This window comes from Tenuifilum thalassicum (assembly GCF_013265555.1).
Classification (GTDB): domain Bacteria; phylum Bacteroidota; class Bacteroidia; order Bacteroidales; family Tenuifilaceae; genus Tenuifilum; species Tenuifilum thalassicum.
Genome location: NZ_CP041345.1, coordinates 1,185,432 through 1,200,492, shown reverse-complemented (window position 1 = coordinate 1,200,492; position 15,061 = coordinate 1,185,432). Strand labels below are relative to the sequence as shown.

Annotated in this window: 10 protein-coding genes; 4 read left to right on the top strand and 6 right to left on the bottom strand. The window is 37.5% G+C overall.

The window, feature by feature from the left end; all coding sequences use genetic code 11:
• Nucleotides 1-2,238, bottom strand: a complete 2,238-nt coding sequence (locus FHG85_RS04930; protein WP_173073552.1) for a tetratricopeptide repeat protein — start codon at nucleotides 2,236-2,238, stop codon at nucleotides 1-3.
• 73 nt (nucleotides 2,239-2,311) lie between these two features.
• On the opposite strand from FHG85_RS04930, the gene FHG85_RS04925 reads away from it, so the two are divergent.
• From FHG85_RS04925 to FHG85_RS04910, 4 genes are all read left to right on the top strand, one after another.
• Nucleotides 2,312-3,175 carry a UbiA-like polyprenyltransferase gene (locus FHG85_RS04925; RefSeq protein ID WP_173073550.1) on the top strand — a complete coding sequence of 288 codons (864 nt, stop codon included), beginning with the start codon at nucleotides 2,312-2,314 and terminating at the stop codon, nucleotides 3,173-3,175.
• 16 nt (nucleotides 3,176-3,191) lie between these two features.
• Nucleotides 3,192-3,620, top strand: a complete 429-nt coding sequence (locus tag FHG85_RS04920; protein ID WP_173073548.1) for a hypothetical protein — start codon at nucleotides 3,192-3,194, stop codon at nucleotides 3,618-3,620.
• Nucleotides 3,596-4,174: a PepSY-associated TM helix domain-containing protein gene (locus FHG85_RS04915; RefSeq protein WP_173073546.1), complete on the top strand. Its 579-nt coding sequence runs from the start codon at nucleotides 3,596-3,598 to the stop codon at nucleotides 4,172-4,174. Before FHG85_RS04920 ends, FHG85_RS04915 begins: the two co-directional genes overlap by 25 nt.
• A gap of 313 nt (nucleotides 4,175-4,487) precedes the next feature.
• Nucleotides 4,488-5,864 (top strand): tryptophanase, encoded by a 1,377-nt coding sequence (locus FHG85_RS04910; RefSeq protein WP_173073544.1) that lies wholly within the window; start codon nucleotides 4,488-4,490, stop codon nucleotides 5,862-5,864.
• 172 nt (nucleotides 5,865-6,036) lie between these two features.
• Here the strand turns inward: FHG85_RS04910 and FHG85_RS04905 are convergent, their stop codons facing one another.
• The 5 genes from FHG85_RS04905 to FHG85_RS04885 all read right to left on the bottom strand — a co-directional run bounded on the left by FHG85_RS04905 (nucleotide 6,037) and on the right by FHG85_RS04885 (nucleotide 15,036).
• Nucleotides 6,037-7,935 (bottom strand): methyl-accepting chemotaxis protein, encoded by a 1,899-nt coding sequence (locus tag FHG85_RS04905; protein ID WP_173073542.1) that lies wholly within the window; start codon nucleotides 7,933-7,935, stop codon nucleotides 6,037-6,039.
• Nucleotides 7,936-7,942: 7 nt separating this feature from the next.
• Entirely contained in the window at nucleotides 7,943-8,662 is a 720-nt protein-coding gene (locus tag FHG85_RS04900) for a TorF family putative porin (RefSeq protein ID WP_173073540.1), read from the bottom strand.
• A gap of 49 nt (nucleotides 8,663-8,711) precedes the next feature.
• Nucleotides 8,712-11,540, bottom strand: a complete 2,829-nt coding sequence (locus tag FHG85_RS04895) for a PD-(D/E)XK nuclease family protein (protein ID WP_173073538.1) — start codon at nucleotides 11,538-11,540, stop codon at nucleotides 8,712-8,714.
• 1,070 nt (nucleotides 11,541-12,610) lie between these two features.
• Nucleotides 12,611-13,564, bottom strand: a complete 954-nt coding sequence (locus FHG85_RS04890; protein WP_173073536.1) for a TIGR01212 family radical SAM protein — start codon at nucleotides 13,562-13,564, stop codon at nucleotides 12,611-12,613.
• A gap of 89 nt (nucleotides 13,565-13,653) precedes the next feature.
• Nucleotides 13,654-15,036, bottom strand: a complete 1,383-nt coding sequence (locus FHG85_RS04885) for a TlpA disulfide reductase family protein (protein ID WP_173073534.1) — start codon at nucleotides 15,034-15,036, stop codon at nucleotides 13,654-13,656.
• Nucleotides 15,037-15,061: the final 25 nt, after the last annotated feature.

Genomic DNA, 15,061 nt, shown 5'->3' with positions numbered 1-15,061 from the left:
TTACTTTTCTTTTGGAATTGATATTTCAAAAAGAGTGTACTCTCCAGGTTCACTTTCAACTCTAATATCGCCTAATAAATCTTTAATAAAACCATATGAGATTGAAAGGCCAAGGCCAGTTCCTTTTTCTTCACTTTTTGTAGTGAAAAATGGATCGAATATTTTTTCAACATAATTCTTAGGTATCCCAGTACCGTTATCCCAAACACTAAGATATATGTTGTCCCTATCTTGCCATGTATTAATCTTTATTCTTTTTCTATAGTTACTTTCAGTCGTTTTCTTGGCTTTATCATCTAAGGCATATTTAGCATTTGATAGTAAATTGAGTAAAACCTGTTCCAACTTGTACTTATCTGCAGTTATAAATGGTAGGTTTTCGTCTAACGATTTCTGAACTTCGATACCATGATTCTCAAACTGTGTAGTAACCATAAAAAGTGCACTATTGACAACGTCATTTAAATTAACAGATGTAAAAGCAACAGGTTTCTGAGTTCTAGAAAAATATCGAATATGATCAATTATCTTTTTTATACGTTCAACATTTTCAAAAAGTGAGCTCAACTTTTCTTTAAGATATTCCTCGCTATAACTTTTATCGCTTAATCGCATCAAAATATTATCTAACCCCATTGAGATTCCCCCAAGAGGTTGATTAATCTCATGAGCAATACCAGCCGCAAGCGTACCCAATGATTCTAGCTTCGACTTTTGAGCAAGGAGCTGTTGCTGTTTCTCCTGTTTCTTTATCTCCTCTATCATTCTACGCTCCAATGCTTTATTAAGCTGTGTTATTCGCTGCTCCGTTTCCTTTTGCTTAATAATTTCTTTCTGCTTATTTCTGAATAGCACAATGAGAAGAATAAGCATAATAGCAACGGCTACGAGGATAAGAATCATTATCCTAAACTGGTACCTAGACCTAGCAATTTGAAGTTTTTGAATCTCGGCATTCTGCTTAAGAATCTCGTTCTCTTTTTCCTTTTGTGTTATTTCGTAAAGAATCTGAAGTTTAGCAAGCTTTTGCCCAGTTTCTTCAAAGTAAATTGAGTCGCGCAGCTCCACCCACATCTTATGATATTCCAATGCATCTTTATAACGACCTTGAGCTTCGTTTAATACCGAAAGGTATTTATAAACATCGGCTTTTGATGAGGTTAACTTATGTTTTTGAGCTATAGCTAGGGCCCTATTTAGGAATTTTGATGAAGTTGGGTAATCACCAAGTTGTGAATAACACCTTGAAATTTTCACCAAAGCTGCCAGGGATGTTTCTATATCATTAATTTTTTGTGCAATCTCATTACACTGTGAATAATAGTTTAAGGCCTGGTTATAGTTTTCAACATCAAAGTTGTAGTCGCCCAAACCAAAAAGACTCTTTACAATTCCTGCCGAATCCGAAGCATTTAAGCTCACCGTATAGGCTAAACTAAAATATTGCAATGCACTATCGGGCTTATTTGTAAGCATAAATACCACACCAACCTCCGACAGCGACTTGCTTAAAGTAGTAGAATCGGAAAGTTTTATTGCATTTTCGCTTAGCTTCTTGAAGTAATCTAGGCTTAAATTAAGATTCCCTGAATTTTTATATGATTGTCCAAGTAACTCGTAAACCTGCAGAAAGTACCTTTCCTTACCAGGAATCTCACTTGTACCGCTATTTAGAATGGATTGTGCTTCAAGTCCATATTTACTAGCCAATTTAGGGTTTTGATGAACTAGATATAGATTGGCTAGCTTTATAATTAGGTCAAGATATCTTGGTGAATTTTTGCTACCGCCTAGCTGTTTAATACCAGCCTCAACTTGCTGAATTGCTAAATCGGGATTATTAGTGGTTTCATGAACCTTGGCAATTGATAGTAGAACCCTTACTGCCAGATTATCTTTTTTATTTGATACTAAAATACTAAATGCCCTATAATAGTATTTTAGAGCAGCATCAAACTCTTTAATGTTGTAACTTGCGTCGCCAAGAAGTTCAAGTGCTGCAGCCTCAGCTATCAAATCCTTATTCTTTTTTGCTACAACTAGCGCCTGTAGAGCAATATCTAGAGTTTGGTCAGGATTAGTATTAATGAGCTCCCTACCCTTAACTATTAGTTCTGCAGCTTTTGAATTCCCAATTAGCTGTTTATCGTCAACAGAATTATCCTGCCCAGCAGAAATATGAACAGAACTGATAAAAATTAGCAGTAAAAGAATAATATGTTTGTACTTTTGCATCATCTCATAAACCTGATGCTAATATAACCATAATCTAAAAATTAACTACTTTTAGAAGTTTTAAAAAACTACACAAATGCTTATTAAGGTGAAAAATTACTTATCGCTTGTTAAGTTTAGCCATACCATTTTTGCCATGCCATTTGCCATAATTGGCTATTTTTTGGCTTATTACAAGTTACCCTTAAATCCAGATTTATCAATTTTCCTTAAGGTTATCTTATGTATGGTGTTTTCGAGAAATGCCGCCATGAGCTTTAATCGTCTTGTCGACAAACATTTCGACAAGTTGAATCCACGTACAAAGGAAAGAGAAATTCCTAAAGGAATTATCACAGAGAAATCTGCTCTAATTTTCATCATCCTAAACTCAATACTTTTCATTGCCACAACTTACTTTATCAATAACCTTGTTTTTTACTTATCACCAATTGCTCTTTTTGTTGTGCTTTTTTATAGCTACACCAAGCGATTCACCATGTTAAGCCATCTTGTGCTTGGTTTAGGCCTCTCGTTGGCACCCATTGGGGCCTACTTGTCGGTAACGGCAAAATTTGAATTGTTACCATTACTCTACTCATTTCTTGTTCTTTTTTGGGTGGCCGGCTTTGATATTATTTATGCCCTACAGGACGAGGATTTTGACAAAAAACATAAGTTGCACTCTATACCTGCAGCCGTGGGCAGAAAATGGTCGCTTTTTATTTCATTCTTTTTACACTTTATAAGTGGTATTTTGGTTATAGCAATTGGATTATTAACTGCTTTTAATTACTGGTATTGGGTTGGGGCTTCGCTATTTATTGGCCTTATGCTATACCAACACCACCTTGTTAAACCAACTGACATTTCGAAAGTTAACATGGCATTTGCTACAACAAACGGACTGGCCAGCATAGTATTTGCCACATTTAATATTATATCTATTTTAACAGTTTAGAAATTAAAACCTTGTAATGATGAAAAAAATTATTCTGGTTTTCTCTTTACTATCCTTGCTATTAAGTTGCAATGGCAATAAAGCTGATAAGCAGAAAAATGGGACATTAAGTAAAGAGGAATTTGCAGAGGTTACTATCGACTCGTTAACGCTATACGCTAAAAAATTTGTTGGTAAGAAAATTAGAGTAACCGGTATTGTAGAACACGTTTGTGTTCATACAGAAAAACGTCTCACAATTACAGGCCCTTCACATGATTTCTCTTTTAAGGTGAATGCTAGTATTGCTGTTCCTGAATTCGACCTATCGCTTAAGGGGTCAAAAGTTGAAGTTACAGGAATATTTAATCCTATTACCACTCCAAACGAAGTATGCGAAGCAGAAACATCACACCACCCAGGAGAAAACTACTACATTGAATGTCAATCAATAAAAGTAAAATAGAGATGAAGCTATCAAAATTACTCAGAGTAATACACCGTGATTTTAGCTACTTTTTTACAGGAATGATTCTGTTATATGCTATAACAGGAATACTGCTAAATCATGCCAGAGATTGGAACCCATATTACTCGTTAGATGTAAAAACAGTTAAAGTTGAGCTGCCAACAGATACAAACCGGATAAATGATAATTTGCTTTTGAAAACTTTTCAGGTATTTGGCGAAACCGAGATTCGTTCATATTACTACCCCGATTCATCTACGCTTAAAGTCTTTCTTAAAAATGGAACAGCTACTGTTAACCTAAATGAGCAGATTGCATTAATAGAGAACAGCTACCGTAGGCCTATACTTTACCAGCTTAACCTTATGCATAAGAATAGGCCAAAAGCATGGTGGACCTGGTTCAGCGATATATTTGCCATTGGACTTATAACGATTACCCTTACCGGACTATTTTTAATTAAGGGGAAAAATGGGATTACTCGCAGAGGTGCCATTCTTGTTGCAGCTGGTCTCATTCTCCCAATTCTGGCAATATTCCTTTTCTTTTAGCTAGTTCAAAAGTTTCATACACTTATTACAAAGCGTTGGTTTTTAACAATCCCATTGCTTTTTTTGTGTCCGTTCCATTTTGGGAAAGCTATATTTTTTATAAATTTGCAAGAAACACACCTACAATGTTGATATTCAAGGAGAACATTCACTTAAAATTTGCCGCAAAGTACGTGTTTCTGAATATCAAGAACCGCGATAGGTTTTAATTTCCCCTCTTTTTAGCAGAATATTGATGTAATATCACCTTGAGGTGATATCGCTTTTAGCTATTTCAACTAGTCTATTTTTTAACAATTAAAATATTACAATCATGGAACTACCATTTGCAGAATCTTTTAAGATTAAGATGGTTGAGCCAATCCGTCGTAGTTCACGTCAAGAGCGTGAACAGTGGATAAAAGAGGCAAAATACAATTTGTTCAACCTACGTAGCGACCAAGTTTTTATCGACTTGTTAACCGATTCAGGAACAGGCGCTATGAGCGATCGCCAGTGGAGCGCAATTATGCTTGGCGATGAAAGCTATGCAGGTGCTTCGTCGTATTATAACCTGAAGAATGCGATTAAGAACATTCTTGGATTTGATTATATCATGCCTACGCACCAAGGGCGAGCTGCTGAGAATGTGCTCTTCTCGGTTTTGGTTAAGGAAGGCGATTTCGTTCCAGGCAACTCTCATTTTGACACCACAAAAGGTCACATTGAATTTAGGAAGGCACATGCAGTTGATTGCACAATTGATGAGGCTGTCGATACGGAACTAATTCATCCCTTTAAGGGCAATGTTGACCCCAAAAAGCTTGAAGATTTTCTTAGCAAGCATTCCGACAAGGTACCCTTTGTTATTGTTACCATAACCAATAATACAGCTGGTGGCCAACCTGTTTCCATGCAAAACCTACGCGAAGTGCGTGAAATCTGTAACAAGTACGGAAAGATTTTAGTTTTTGACTCAGCCCGTTTTGCCGAAAATGCTTATTTTATTAAAACTCGTGAGGAAGGCTATGCCAATAAAAGCATCAAAGAGATAGTTCTCGAGATGTTTTCGTATGCCGATGCCATGACCATGAGCAGTAAAAAGGATGCTAATGTAAATATAGGTGGATTTATTGCCATGCGCGACCAAAACCTTTGGCGCGAGTGCTCTAAATTCAACATCATGTTTGAAGGCTATGTAACCTACGGCGGCATGTCGGGGCGTGATATGAACGCTCTTGCAGTTGGTTTAGATGAGGGCACAGAGTTCGACTACCTGGAAACTCGTATTAAACAGGTTGAATACCTTGGGAAACGTCTCGATGAGTTTGGCATTCCTTATCAGAAACCTGCTGGTGGGCATGCAATCTTTATTGACGCCAATAAGGTGCTCCCAAATATTCCTAAAGAGCAGTTCAGGGCACAAACGCTAGCCATTGAATTGTATATCGAAGCCGGTGTCAGAGGCGTAGAAATTGGAACGCTTTTAGCAGACCGCGACCCAGAGACACGTGAGAATCGTTACCCCAAACTCGAACTCCTGAGGTTAGCAATTCCACGTAGAACTTACACCAATAATCACATGGATGTGGTTGCAGTAGCGCTCAAAAACGTTTACGACCGCCGACACGAAATAACCAAAGGTCTTGAGATTGTTTGGGAAGCACCAATCATGCGCCACTTTACCGTGGAACTTAAAAGGTGTGAATAGGGCTTTAGCCAAAAAACAACTGTCTACTGCTACCACAAAAAACTTATTAATACACTGAGGGTATTAATAACATATTTATTAGCAACCTTTAATTTGGCAAATTCAACGAAAAGAACAAGGGCAATTAATTATTCTATTGCCCTTATCTTTTCTATTTGATACTCTATACTTTTTAAAGTTTAAAGTTTTCAACCATTTCAAAGAGTTGCTGTGCTTGGCTACTTAACTCCTCTGCACTGGAAGCAATTTCCTCTGCAAGTGACGCATTATGCAAGGTGAGTTCATTCAATTGTTTTATTGAATCGCCCACCATAGTAGCACCTGAGTTCTGATCAAGGCTAGTTGAGGCTATATCCTTAATGAGTTGGGCTGTTTTCTCAATTAGGGGTAATATTGTTTCAAATTCTTTGCCAACTTGTTCTGCAGTAGCAACACTAGATGATGCGAATTGACCAATTTCATCTGCTACAGCCTTACTGTGCTCTGCAAGTTTGCGAACTTCTGAAGCTACAACTGCAAACCCCTTTCCTTGTTCTCCAGCTCTTGCTGCTTCAACGGCTGCATTTATCGCAAGCATATTGGTCTGGAATGCTATATCGGTTATTAGATTTATTTTTTCGTTAATAAGCATCATAGATTTTACTGCAGAAATAACCGATTTATTACCTATTTTACCTCTCTCTGCTGCCATCATCGCAAATTTTTCGGTCTCTTTAGTATTGTTAGTATTTTTCTGAATACTCAAGACCATTTCCTCCATGGAACTGCTAATCTCTTCAACTGAAGAAGCCTGCTCATTAGTTCGTTCCGAGAGTAGTATGCTACCTTGGCTCAATTGCGAAGCAGCCTGGGTAAAGCTCTGGGCTGAATCACGTATTCCCATTATCATATCTCTTAGTTTTTCTACCATGTTTTTCATGGCTAGGAAAATCTTCCCAATTTCGTCATTTGTAACTTTGTCGTTTAATTGCATACTTAAGTCGCCTTCAGCGACCCGATCGGTAACATCAACAAGTTTGTATAATGGCTTTACTATTTTACGCAGAGCAAATATTAATAATGAGATACCTATTACCATCATTATCAGGCCTAAGATGATCTGATACCACATCAATGATTGAGCGTTTGCTGTTATATAGCTCATCGGAATAGCCAATCTTAACTGCCAGGGCAACTTGCTATTACCAACATATATAGGGACAAAAACGTTAAGCCAACCATCCTTTTCTTCTTTTAACACTTCTCCCGATTTTAACAGTTTTAACTGATTGACAAAATCATCAGGCTCATAATCTTTAAGTGATTTACCAATTTGCTCTGGATCGATGGTGGAAGCTACAAATATTCCTTCGTTACTGAGAATAGCAATTTTAGCACCCCTCTCTAAAAGGTAAGATTTTGAAACCAAATCCTGAATAAAATCGATAGTATAATCGATTCCTGTAACACCTAAAAATTTACCATTACCTATTATTGGTGCCATGAATGATACCATGTATACCATTTTTCCTTGAACAGGATAGTGAATGGGTTCAGTAACAAAATCTGTTTGTAATTCCTTTGGTCTATAATACCAGGGAGCTTTTTCAGAGTTTGTGTAATCAATAAGAGGTTCAACCACAAAACCTCCTGTGTCAGATTTTGTAAGGTATGAAATGAAACGTCCAGAAGCATCATGTCCAGGTTTGTTCACATATAAACTGTCTTTTCCATCAAAAGCATCTGGTTCAAAGCAAATAGTAAAACCAAGATAATCAGAATCGCTAAGCAAAACCTGTCCTGCCATTCGTTGTACCTGTTCACGAGTTATTGCATTTTTTGTCCCATAAATCGCAACATAGCTTAATGCATTGGCTAGTGATCGAGCAGAAAGCATTGCCTTGTTCATTCTATGTTTTATCTGGTCGGCATAGTTAATAGATACTGCAACAGCTTCAGATTTCGCATTATCAATGGCAACCCTCTGGGCATTTTTGGTGCTGAACAAAACCAAGGTGGAGATGATAATGAATATACTTCCTCCTACAAGTAATGACAGCTTTACTAATATTGACTTTAATTTGAGTTTCATAGCCTTTCTATTTTAGAGTTATCCCTACAACAAAGAAAACATCATCCGATTCTGGATTAATAGTAAACGAGGCTTTCACTGGCAATAAAAAATTATCTGTTATCTTCACCTCTTTTGAAGCGTTAATGCCAACATTTGTTATTCCTGCTTTTTGGTTATAAAAACCATTTGAAGCCGTCCCACCAATAAACATATCAATCATGTAATTGTCAAGTTTAAACGGATATGCAAATTCAATGTAGGTTGAAAAATTTTGATTGCTATCATCATTTAGATCGTTTCCATATAAGAAAGTTGCAACAAAAGCTTTCAACGGTATTTTGTTGGATCCATTCCAAGCTATCGTTCCTTCTATAGCATGCTTTGTAGATGTCCTCTTCCAATTAAAGAATTTATTTTGCTTAAGGTTATTCTCATTTTCATTGTAGTAATCGAAAATGGTTAGAGAAAATGACTTTACGCTATAAACAGCGTAAAGATCTATTTCAGGAAAGTTACTATGAGTACCATACGAAGCCCAAGAACCTATTGATAAATTTCCGAAAGAAAACGATAGGTCTGGTTGTATGCTTGGACTTGCATCAAATTGTAGTCCTCTCCAAACATACCGACTAACCAAATCTATTTTATAATCAACTTTTATACTATGATTACAAACAATCTCATCTTGAGCATTTGATGAAATTCTTATAAATGATAGAAATATTATAAAGAATAACTTTTTCACAATATATCTTTATTAAACAAATAATAGGTTATAAAAGTATCTAGTACTATTAATTTCTATTACAAATCGTTGCAAAGCTACAGTTATTGCAATTTTTATCATTCTCCGTTTGTTTAAAGGTGGTTTGGTTCGAGAGGATTGAAGAGATTAATTCTTTCAGATAGTCAATAAATTCGTTCCAGAACTCTTCTTCCTCGGGGATTTTTATTGATGGATTATAGCTTTTATCGGCGTTCCTCACATACCATAGTTGCATATCGATGTTGTTTACATCTGTTTTAAGAATGTTTGGGAGGATATACCTGTAAACCATTTGCTGAAAAACACCATCCTTATCAAATCCATTTGAAAAATCGTCAATGCTGCTAACCGAAGTTTTTTTGCCATCATACTTTCCGGTTTTGAAATCGACAATGAGGTATTTACCATCCTTTTTTTCTATACGGTCAATAGTTCCACCTAATCTAACGTTAAAATCTTCGCCATCAATCTTAACTGGGATTACAGATTCCACCTTTTTCTCCAATTCAATAAGTTTATAGGGCACTCTACGAAGATCAATTTCAAGGGTATTTCTAACCATCCAAATTACACGCTCAAGCAAAAGTCGATTCCTACCATTTAGGTCATCTATATCGCCCTTAAACTTGCTTATATCCTTAAACGCATGGTAAACTTTCTCACTGATAAAGATTTTATCGTTTAACCACTCCTCAACCTTATCTTGGGTAATTAATTTACCTTCATAATCTTTATAAATTAACTCCAAAGCTTTATGTAATACGCTTCCAATTCCCAATGCATCAAGTTCTTCCTCCAACTCATCGGGGGCTTTAATTTTTTTAACTCGATTGAAAAAGAATCGAAGCGAGCAGTTTTTATATTCTGATAATGCCGAAGGCGAAAGGTAATGACCATTCTCGGCACCTTTAAGATATCGATTTAACTTGTCGGTAAACAAATCTTTCTGAACTTCAATTGGGACTTCCTTACTAGCTGCTAGCTCAAAACTTACAGAGACCTTATTAATTGTTAGTCCCGACTCCATCTCAAGCTGCTGAACAAAACGACTTACCTCACCAGTTTTATCAGATTTGTTTGTATAGATAAGGTAGATATTTTTTGCTCTTTGAATTAACCGATAAAAATAGTAAGCATAAATAGCATTCTGGTGCCTGTAATCGGGAAGCCCATAGGCTACTCTTAGCGATGGCACTATGAACGAGGGTTTGAAACTTGCACCGGGTAGCAGGTTATCGTTTACCGAAAGTATAATGAGGTTCTCAAAATCGAGGTTACGGGTTTCCAGAAAGCCCATTATCTGAATACCTGAAAGAGGTTGCCCAATAAAAGAAACTCGCTGTTCTGCAAGCGCTTTGGTGAAATACGACCTAAAGGTTTTATTAGAATACTCCTCATCAATTTGCGAAACAACCGTGTTAAGTCGCTTTAATGCCTGATTAATGGTTAACAGATACTCTACCTCGAACTTTAATTTATCATCTAAGGTATCGTTAACCTCTGTAAAACTGCTAACAACCTTGTTTATGCATGCAATTAGATATTCCGCTAGCTCTTTCCCCTGGTTAACAGGTCTAAAAATATTTTCTAATAGCTGATTATCTTTAAACAAATCGGCCGAAACGTTAAGCTGCTGCTGATCAATAATAGTTTCCCTAATATCCTCCGCATCTTTAGGACAGATATGCAATAAATAGGGGTGAGATAGGATTAGCAAAACGTCCTTGTGGTAGAATTTTTGCTGCTTATCAGATTGTTTTTGCAGGGTAAGCAGGGCATCAACAAATGAATAGGCCGATGTTTCGCGTAAGGGGTACTCCATGGTAATATTCGCATTGCTATACTTTTCGGGCAGAGCGGTAAGAAGGGGTAAAAGAAGTTTTTCATCGGGCAGCACAACAGCTGTGGTAAGCTCATTAGTATCGTTTATTCCCAACTCGTCTAAAATTGAAGGAATAACTTTTGCTTGCGTCACCTCCGATGGCGAAGCCTTAAGCGTAACGTTCTTATTAGTTTTGCTATCACCAATATACCTGAAAATCTTAGATTCTAACTCATTGGGGAATTCTTTAAGGTTCTGACGCATAAACACTCCCGCCTCATGTTCAGAATGATTCACATAATACTCATCGTAATCCCAATAAAAGAAAGCTTTTCCAAGCTTTCTAAGGTGCTCAAACAGCTTCGTTTCCGATTTGCTAAGGGCGTTAAATCCAACAAAAACAAAGTTTTTGTCCATTTTAAAACTATCGGAGCTATGAAGAGCGTTTGATGCAAGCCTATAAGCAAGCCCCTCGTAAACTAATCCTTCCGCTATCAACCTATCAGTAAAATTCTGGTAAACAACGTAAAGGTTCTCCCAAATCTTGGAGTAGCGTGAGCGAATTTGTGAATCGTCGTTGGTAGATATGATATTCAAAAAGTTTTTTATTACTTCAAGGTTATCATCGAACTCATTGAATTGCTGCTCTATAACTTTTAGGTCGTTGATATTGCTAAAGAGTTTTTTGGGGTCAACCAAATACTTATCTATCTGATCGAAATCGGAAAGCATCACGTTCCCCCAAAAATAAAAATCGTCGTAAGGCTCCAAGCTTTTTGTTGCCTCGATATACGACTTGTATAGCTTGTAATTTAGAATTAAAGGGTCGGCAGGTTTAACACCAGCAATGGTATACATCAGGTCGCTTACAGTTGTTGTTTCAGGAAGCCATAAAGGCTTTGATATTAGCTTGCTTAAGTGCTTACTAAAAAACAGCGAAGCCCTTCGGTTTGGGAATACCAGTATAAGGTTAGAAATTTCTTCGCCATACTTTTTATACAAATGATCGGCAACTAACTCAAGAAAAGGTTTCATTTACACTGTATTAAATATTTTCAATATTGACTGAAAGATACAACTTTAGGAACAAAACTCAATGAAGAAAAAAGGTTAAAGGATAATGTTCAATGTTCAAAATTTCAGAATTGTCCGGCTAAGACGGATTCAAAATTCAAGATTTGTCTGGCAAGGACGGATAAGAGGCGTTAAATGTTAAATGTTAAGCGTTAAACGACAAAATTCCGAGTTATTCATTCCTCTAACTTCTTTTAACTTCATCATATTCTTCAACTAGAGATGCTTCGGCAAGCTCAGCATGACAAGGCTTGGTTCAAGGCTAAAGGTTAAAGGATAAAGGATAAAGTTCAAGGTTCAAGATTTCAGATTTGTCCGGCGAAGACGGATGAAAGGCGTGAATTGTTAAACGTTAATCGTTAAACGAGTTTGTTTATTTGAGGCGTCTGCATTCTATATTTTTACCACAGAGTTACACAGAGAAATGCACAGAGGCATTAAGTAGGAAGAACAAATATGCCCACTTCAATTTTCCGTGTCATTCCGAATCATTCCGACTCATTCTTTTTACTTCCTATAACTTCCTCTAACTTCCTCATATTCTTCAAGAAGAGATGCCTCGACTACGCTCGGCATGACAAACTGGTTCTTGGGGGTATTACTTGAAATTTCGATGCAACGTTTCATATTCGCTCTTTGGCGTGGTTCTTCCGCGCATCGCAAATCACTTTTGGGCTTGTTAATTCTACCATTACTTAGCCCTTACGGGGCAAAATTTCAATCTTTATTAATTGGTTGATTCTGAGCACACATTTCTAAACACCAAAAACAAAAAACTAAACACGGCTCCAAATCTTCCGATTCCTTCCGATTATTTCCGAGTAATTCCGAGTCATTCCGAGTCATTCTTTGAACTTCCTCTAACTTCCTCAAATTCTTCCACCAGAGCTGCTTCGGCAAGCTCAGCATGACAAGGCATGGTTCAAGGATAAAGGATAAAGGATAAAGGTTAAAGGATAAAGGATACAGGATAAAAGGATAAAAGGATTAAAGGCAAAGTAATCATGATATACTCTTAATATCCAACATGTTTAGGTTTCCATAAATAGTTTTCCCTGCCAGGTATTGCGTTCTTCAAGTAGTTTTTCGAATCGAGCCATTAGCTTGTCAGTTCTTAGATGCCCCCATGGTGGAACTGCTAGGTATCGGGGTGGTGCTTCGCCGGTAAAACGCTCAATCACAAAGTTAGGGTTTAGCCTCTCAATAAAATCGGCCAAAAAGTTGAAGTACTCCTCCATTCCAAAAAGATTAAAAAGTTCTGGGTTAGACTGGTACTGTTTCTCCATTGCCGTTCCCTTTATAATTTGCAGCTGATGAAACTTAATGGTGTTCAGAGGCAATTCCGAAAGGATTTTAGCTTCGGCCAGCATTTGCTCCCTGGTTTCGCCAGGTAAACCAAAAATAACATGAGCTCCAACTCTAATTCCACGTTTGTGCGTTTGCTCAATAGCCCAAACCGATTTCTCAAAGGTATGCCCCCTATTTATTTGCTCCAAGGTTTTGTTGTAGCAGCTTTCCACTCCGTATTCAATGGCAATGTAGAATTTCTCATTTAGTTCCTGAAGGTAATCGAGCTTTTCCTCATCCACGCAATCGGGGCGTGTACCAATAACCAGACCAATAACCTGGGGGTGCGAAAGCGCTTGACCATACAATTCCCTTAACCTTTCAATTGGGGCGTAGGTATTAGAATAAGCCTGAAAGTAAGCAAGGAATTGGTTTGCCCTTCGATATCGTACTTTATGAAACTCTATCCCCTCCTCTATTTGCTGTAGTACTGACTTTTGTGGAGTGCAGTAGCTGGGATTAAAAGCATCGTTGTTGCAGTAGGTGCAGCCCCCTACTCCAACGCTACCATCGCGGTTTGGACAGGTAAAACCAGCATCAATAGTAAGTTTTTGGACTCTACCACCAAACTCCCTTTTGAAGTAGTTGGAGTAACTATTATATCGACGGGAATCGCCCCAAGGGTAAATATTAGCCATAACCTTATAGAATTAGCGCTAAAGATAGAAAAACCTTTACTTGCAAAAAAGGCCGGCAAAGCCGGCCTATAAAAAAGAGCGCTAACTAACTATATTTTAGCAAGTTCTTGGTCTAATAGCGGACGTATCTCCTCCGATGATGGGCGTGGTGCGCTTGGGCTTACAATCTTTCCATTTGCATCAATTAACACAAAAGTTGGGATACCTTTAATTTGGTAATTCTTAGCAGCATCTGAGCTCCAAGCGCCATCGGCATGTAGCTGTACGCCACCAAGTTTCTTTTCGGTAACCATCTTACGCCAAGCATTCATATCATCGTCGAGCGACATCTTAACAAAAACAATCTTTTTGCCCTTGTACTCCTTTTCAAGCTTGTCGAGATGAGGTAGCTCACCACGGCATGGGCCACACCAGGTTGCCCAAAAATCGATATAAACCAAATTTCCTTTAAAATCGGCTAATGAGTACTCTTTCCCATTTATATCTTTATAGCTGAAGGTGGGAGCATCCTTGCCAGGAGCAATCTTCATTTTTTCGTTCATAATATTTTGTACCTCCTTTTTGTATAAAGGAGTACTGCAAGCTTCTACGTACTTGTTGCAAACATTAGTTAACTTCCAAAATTCACCAAACTGAATCTCATCAACCAAAAAGTGCTTCTTAATATAATCCCTTACCTTAGAATTTGTAAAAATGCTATCAACCATATTAAACAATACAGGTAAACGTTGTTCGGCAGGCATCGAATCAAGGGTTGCAAAATCCTTCATTTTTTGTAAACGTAGCTCTGCATAAGTTTCAAGAAGCGATGCATAATCGTCGTATGAAAGGTGCTCGCCGTTATTCATATCAACCTTATCAAGGAATGAGTAGTCGGCGCTATCAGGGTTAAAACTTTTACCTTGAAGGTATGCTGAGTACTGTGGGTACTGAGTTCTAATGTTTAGTAAGAAATAACGAATTCGATTCCCTTCCATTTCGGCTAGCTCATTGCTCTTAGCCTTTAAAGAGTCGGATTGAGCCATGAGGGCATTTTTAATGGAGTCAATTTTTGCCTCAAAATCTTTTACATCTAGAGCGAACAAATCGCGCCAACCACGCATTATGTTATACAAGTTATTGGTACGCGATTTAATATTCGTATTGATATCGCTATTGCTTCCAGTAAAACTTACCTGGTTTGCATTATTTAAATCGAGTTCAATGTAGCTGCTATCGCCAGGTTGTAGGAATAGGATGTTACTCATTCTACCATACTTCACCTTGATTTGGGCTGGCTCAGCTAGGCTCAACTTGTAGCTAAATGAACCGTCGTCGGCCAAATTAACCGTATCTACATCGTTAGGACTAACAATAAGGATAGTATTATCCGTAGCATTGCTGAACTTACCAGCAATAGTCGATTGTTTTGGCTCTTTGGAGCCACATGCAACCATAGCAGGTATGGTTAAATAGATTAAATACTTGCGCATAATTACTGTTTTTGGTTATAGTTAA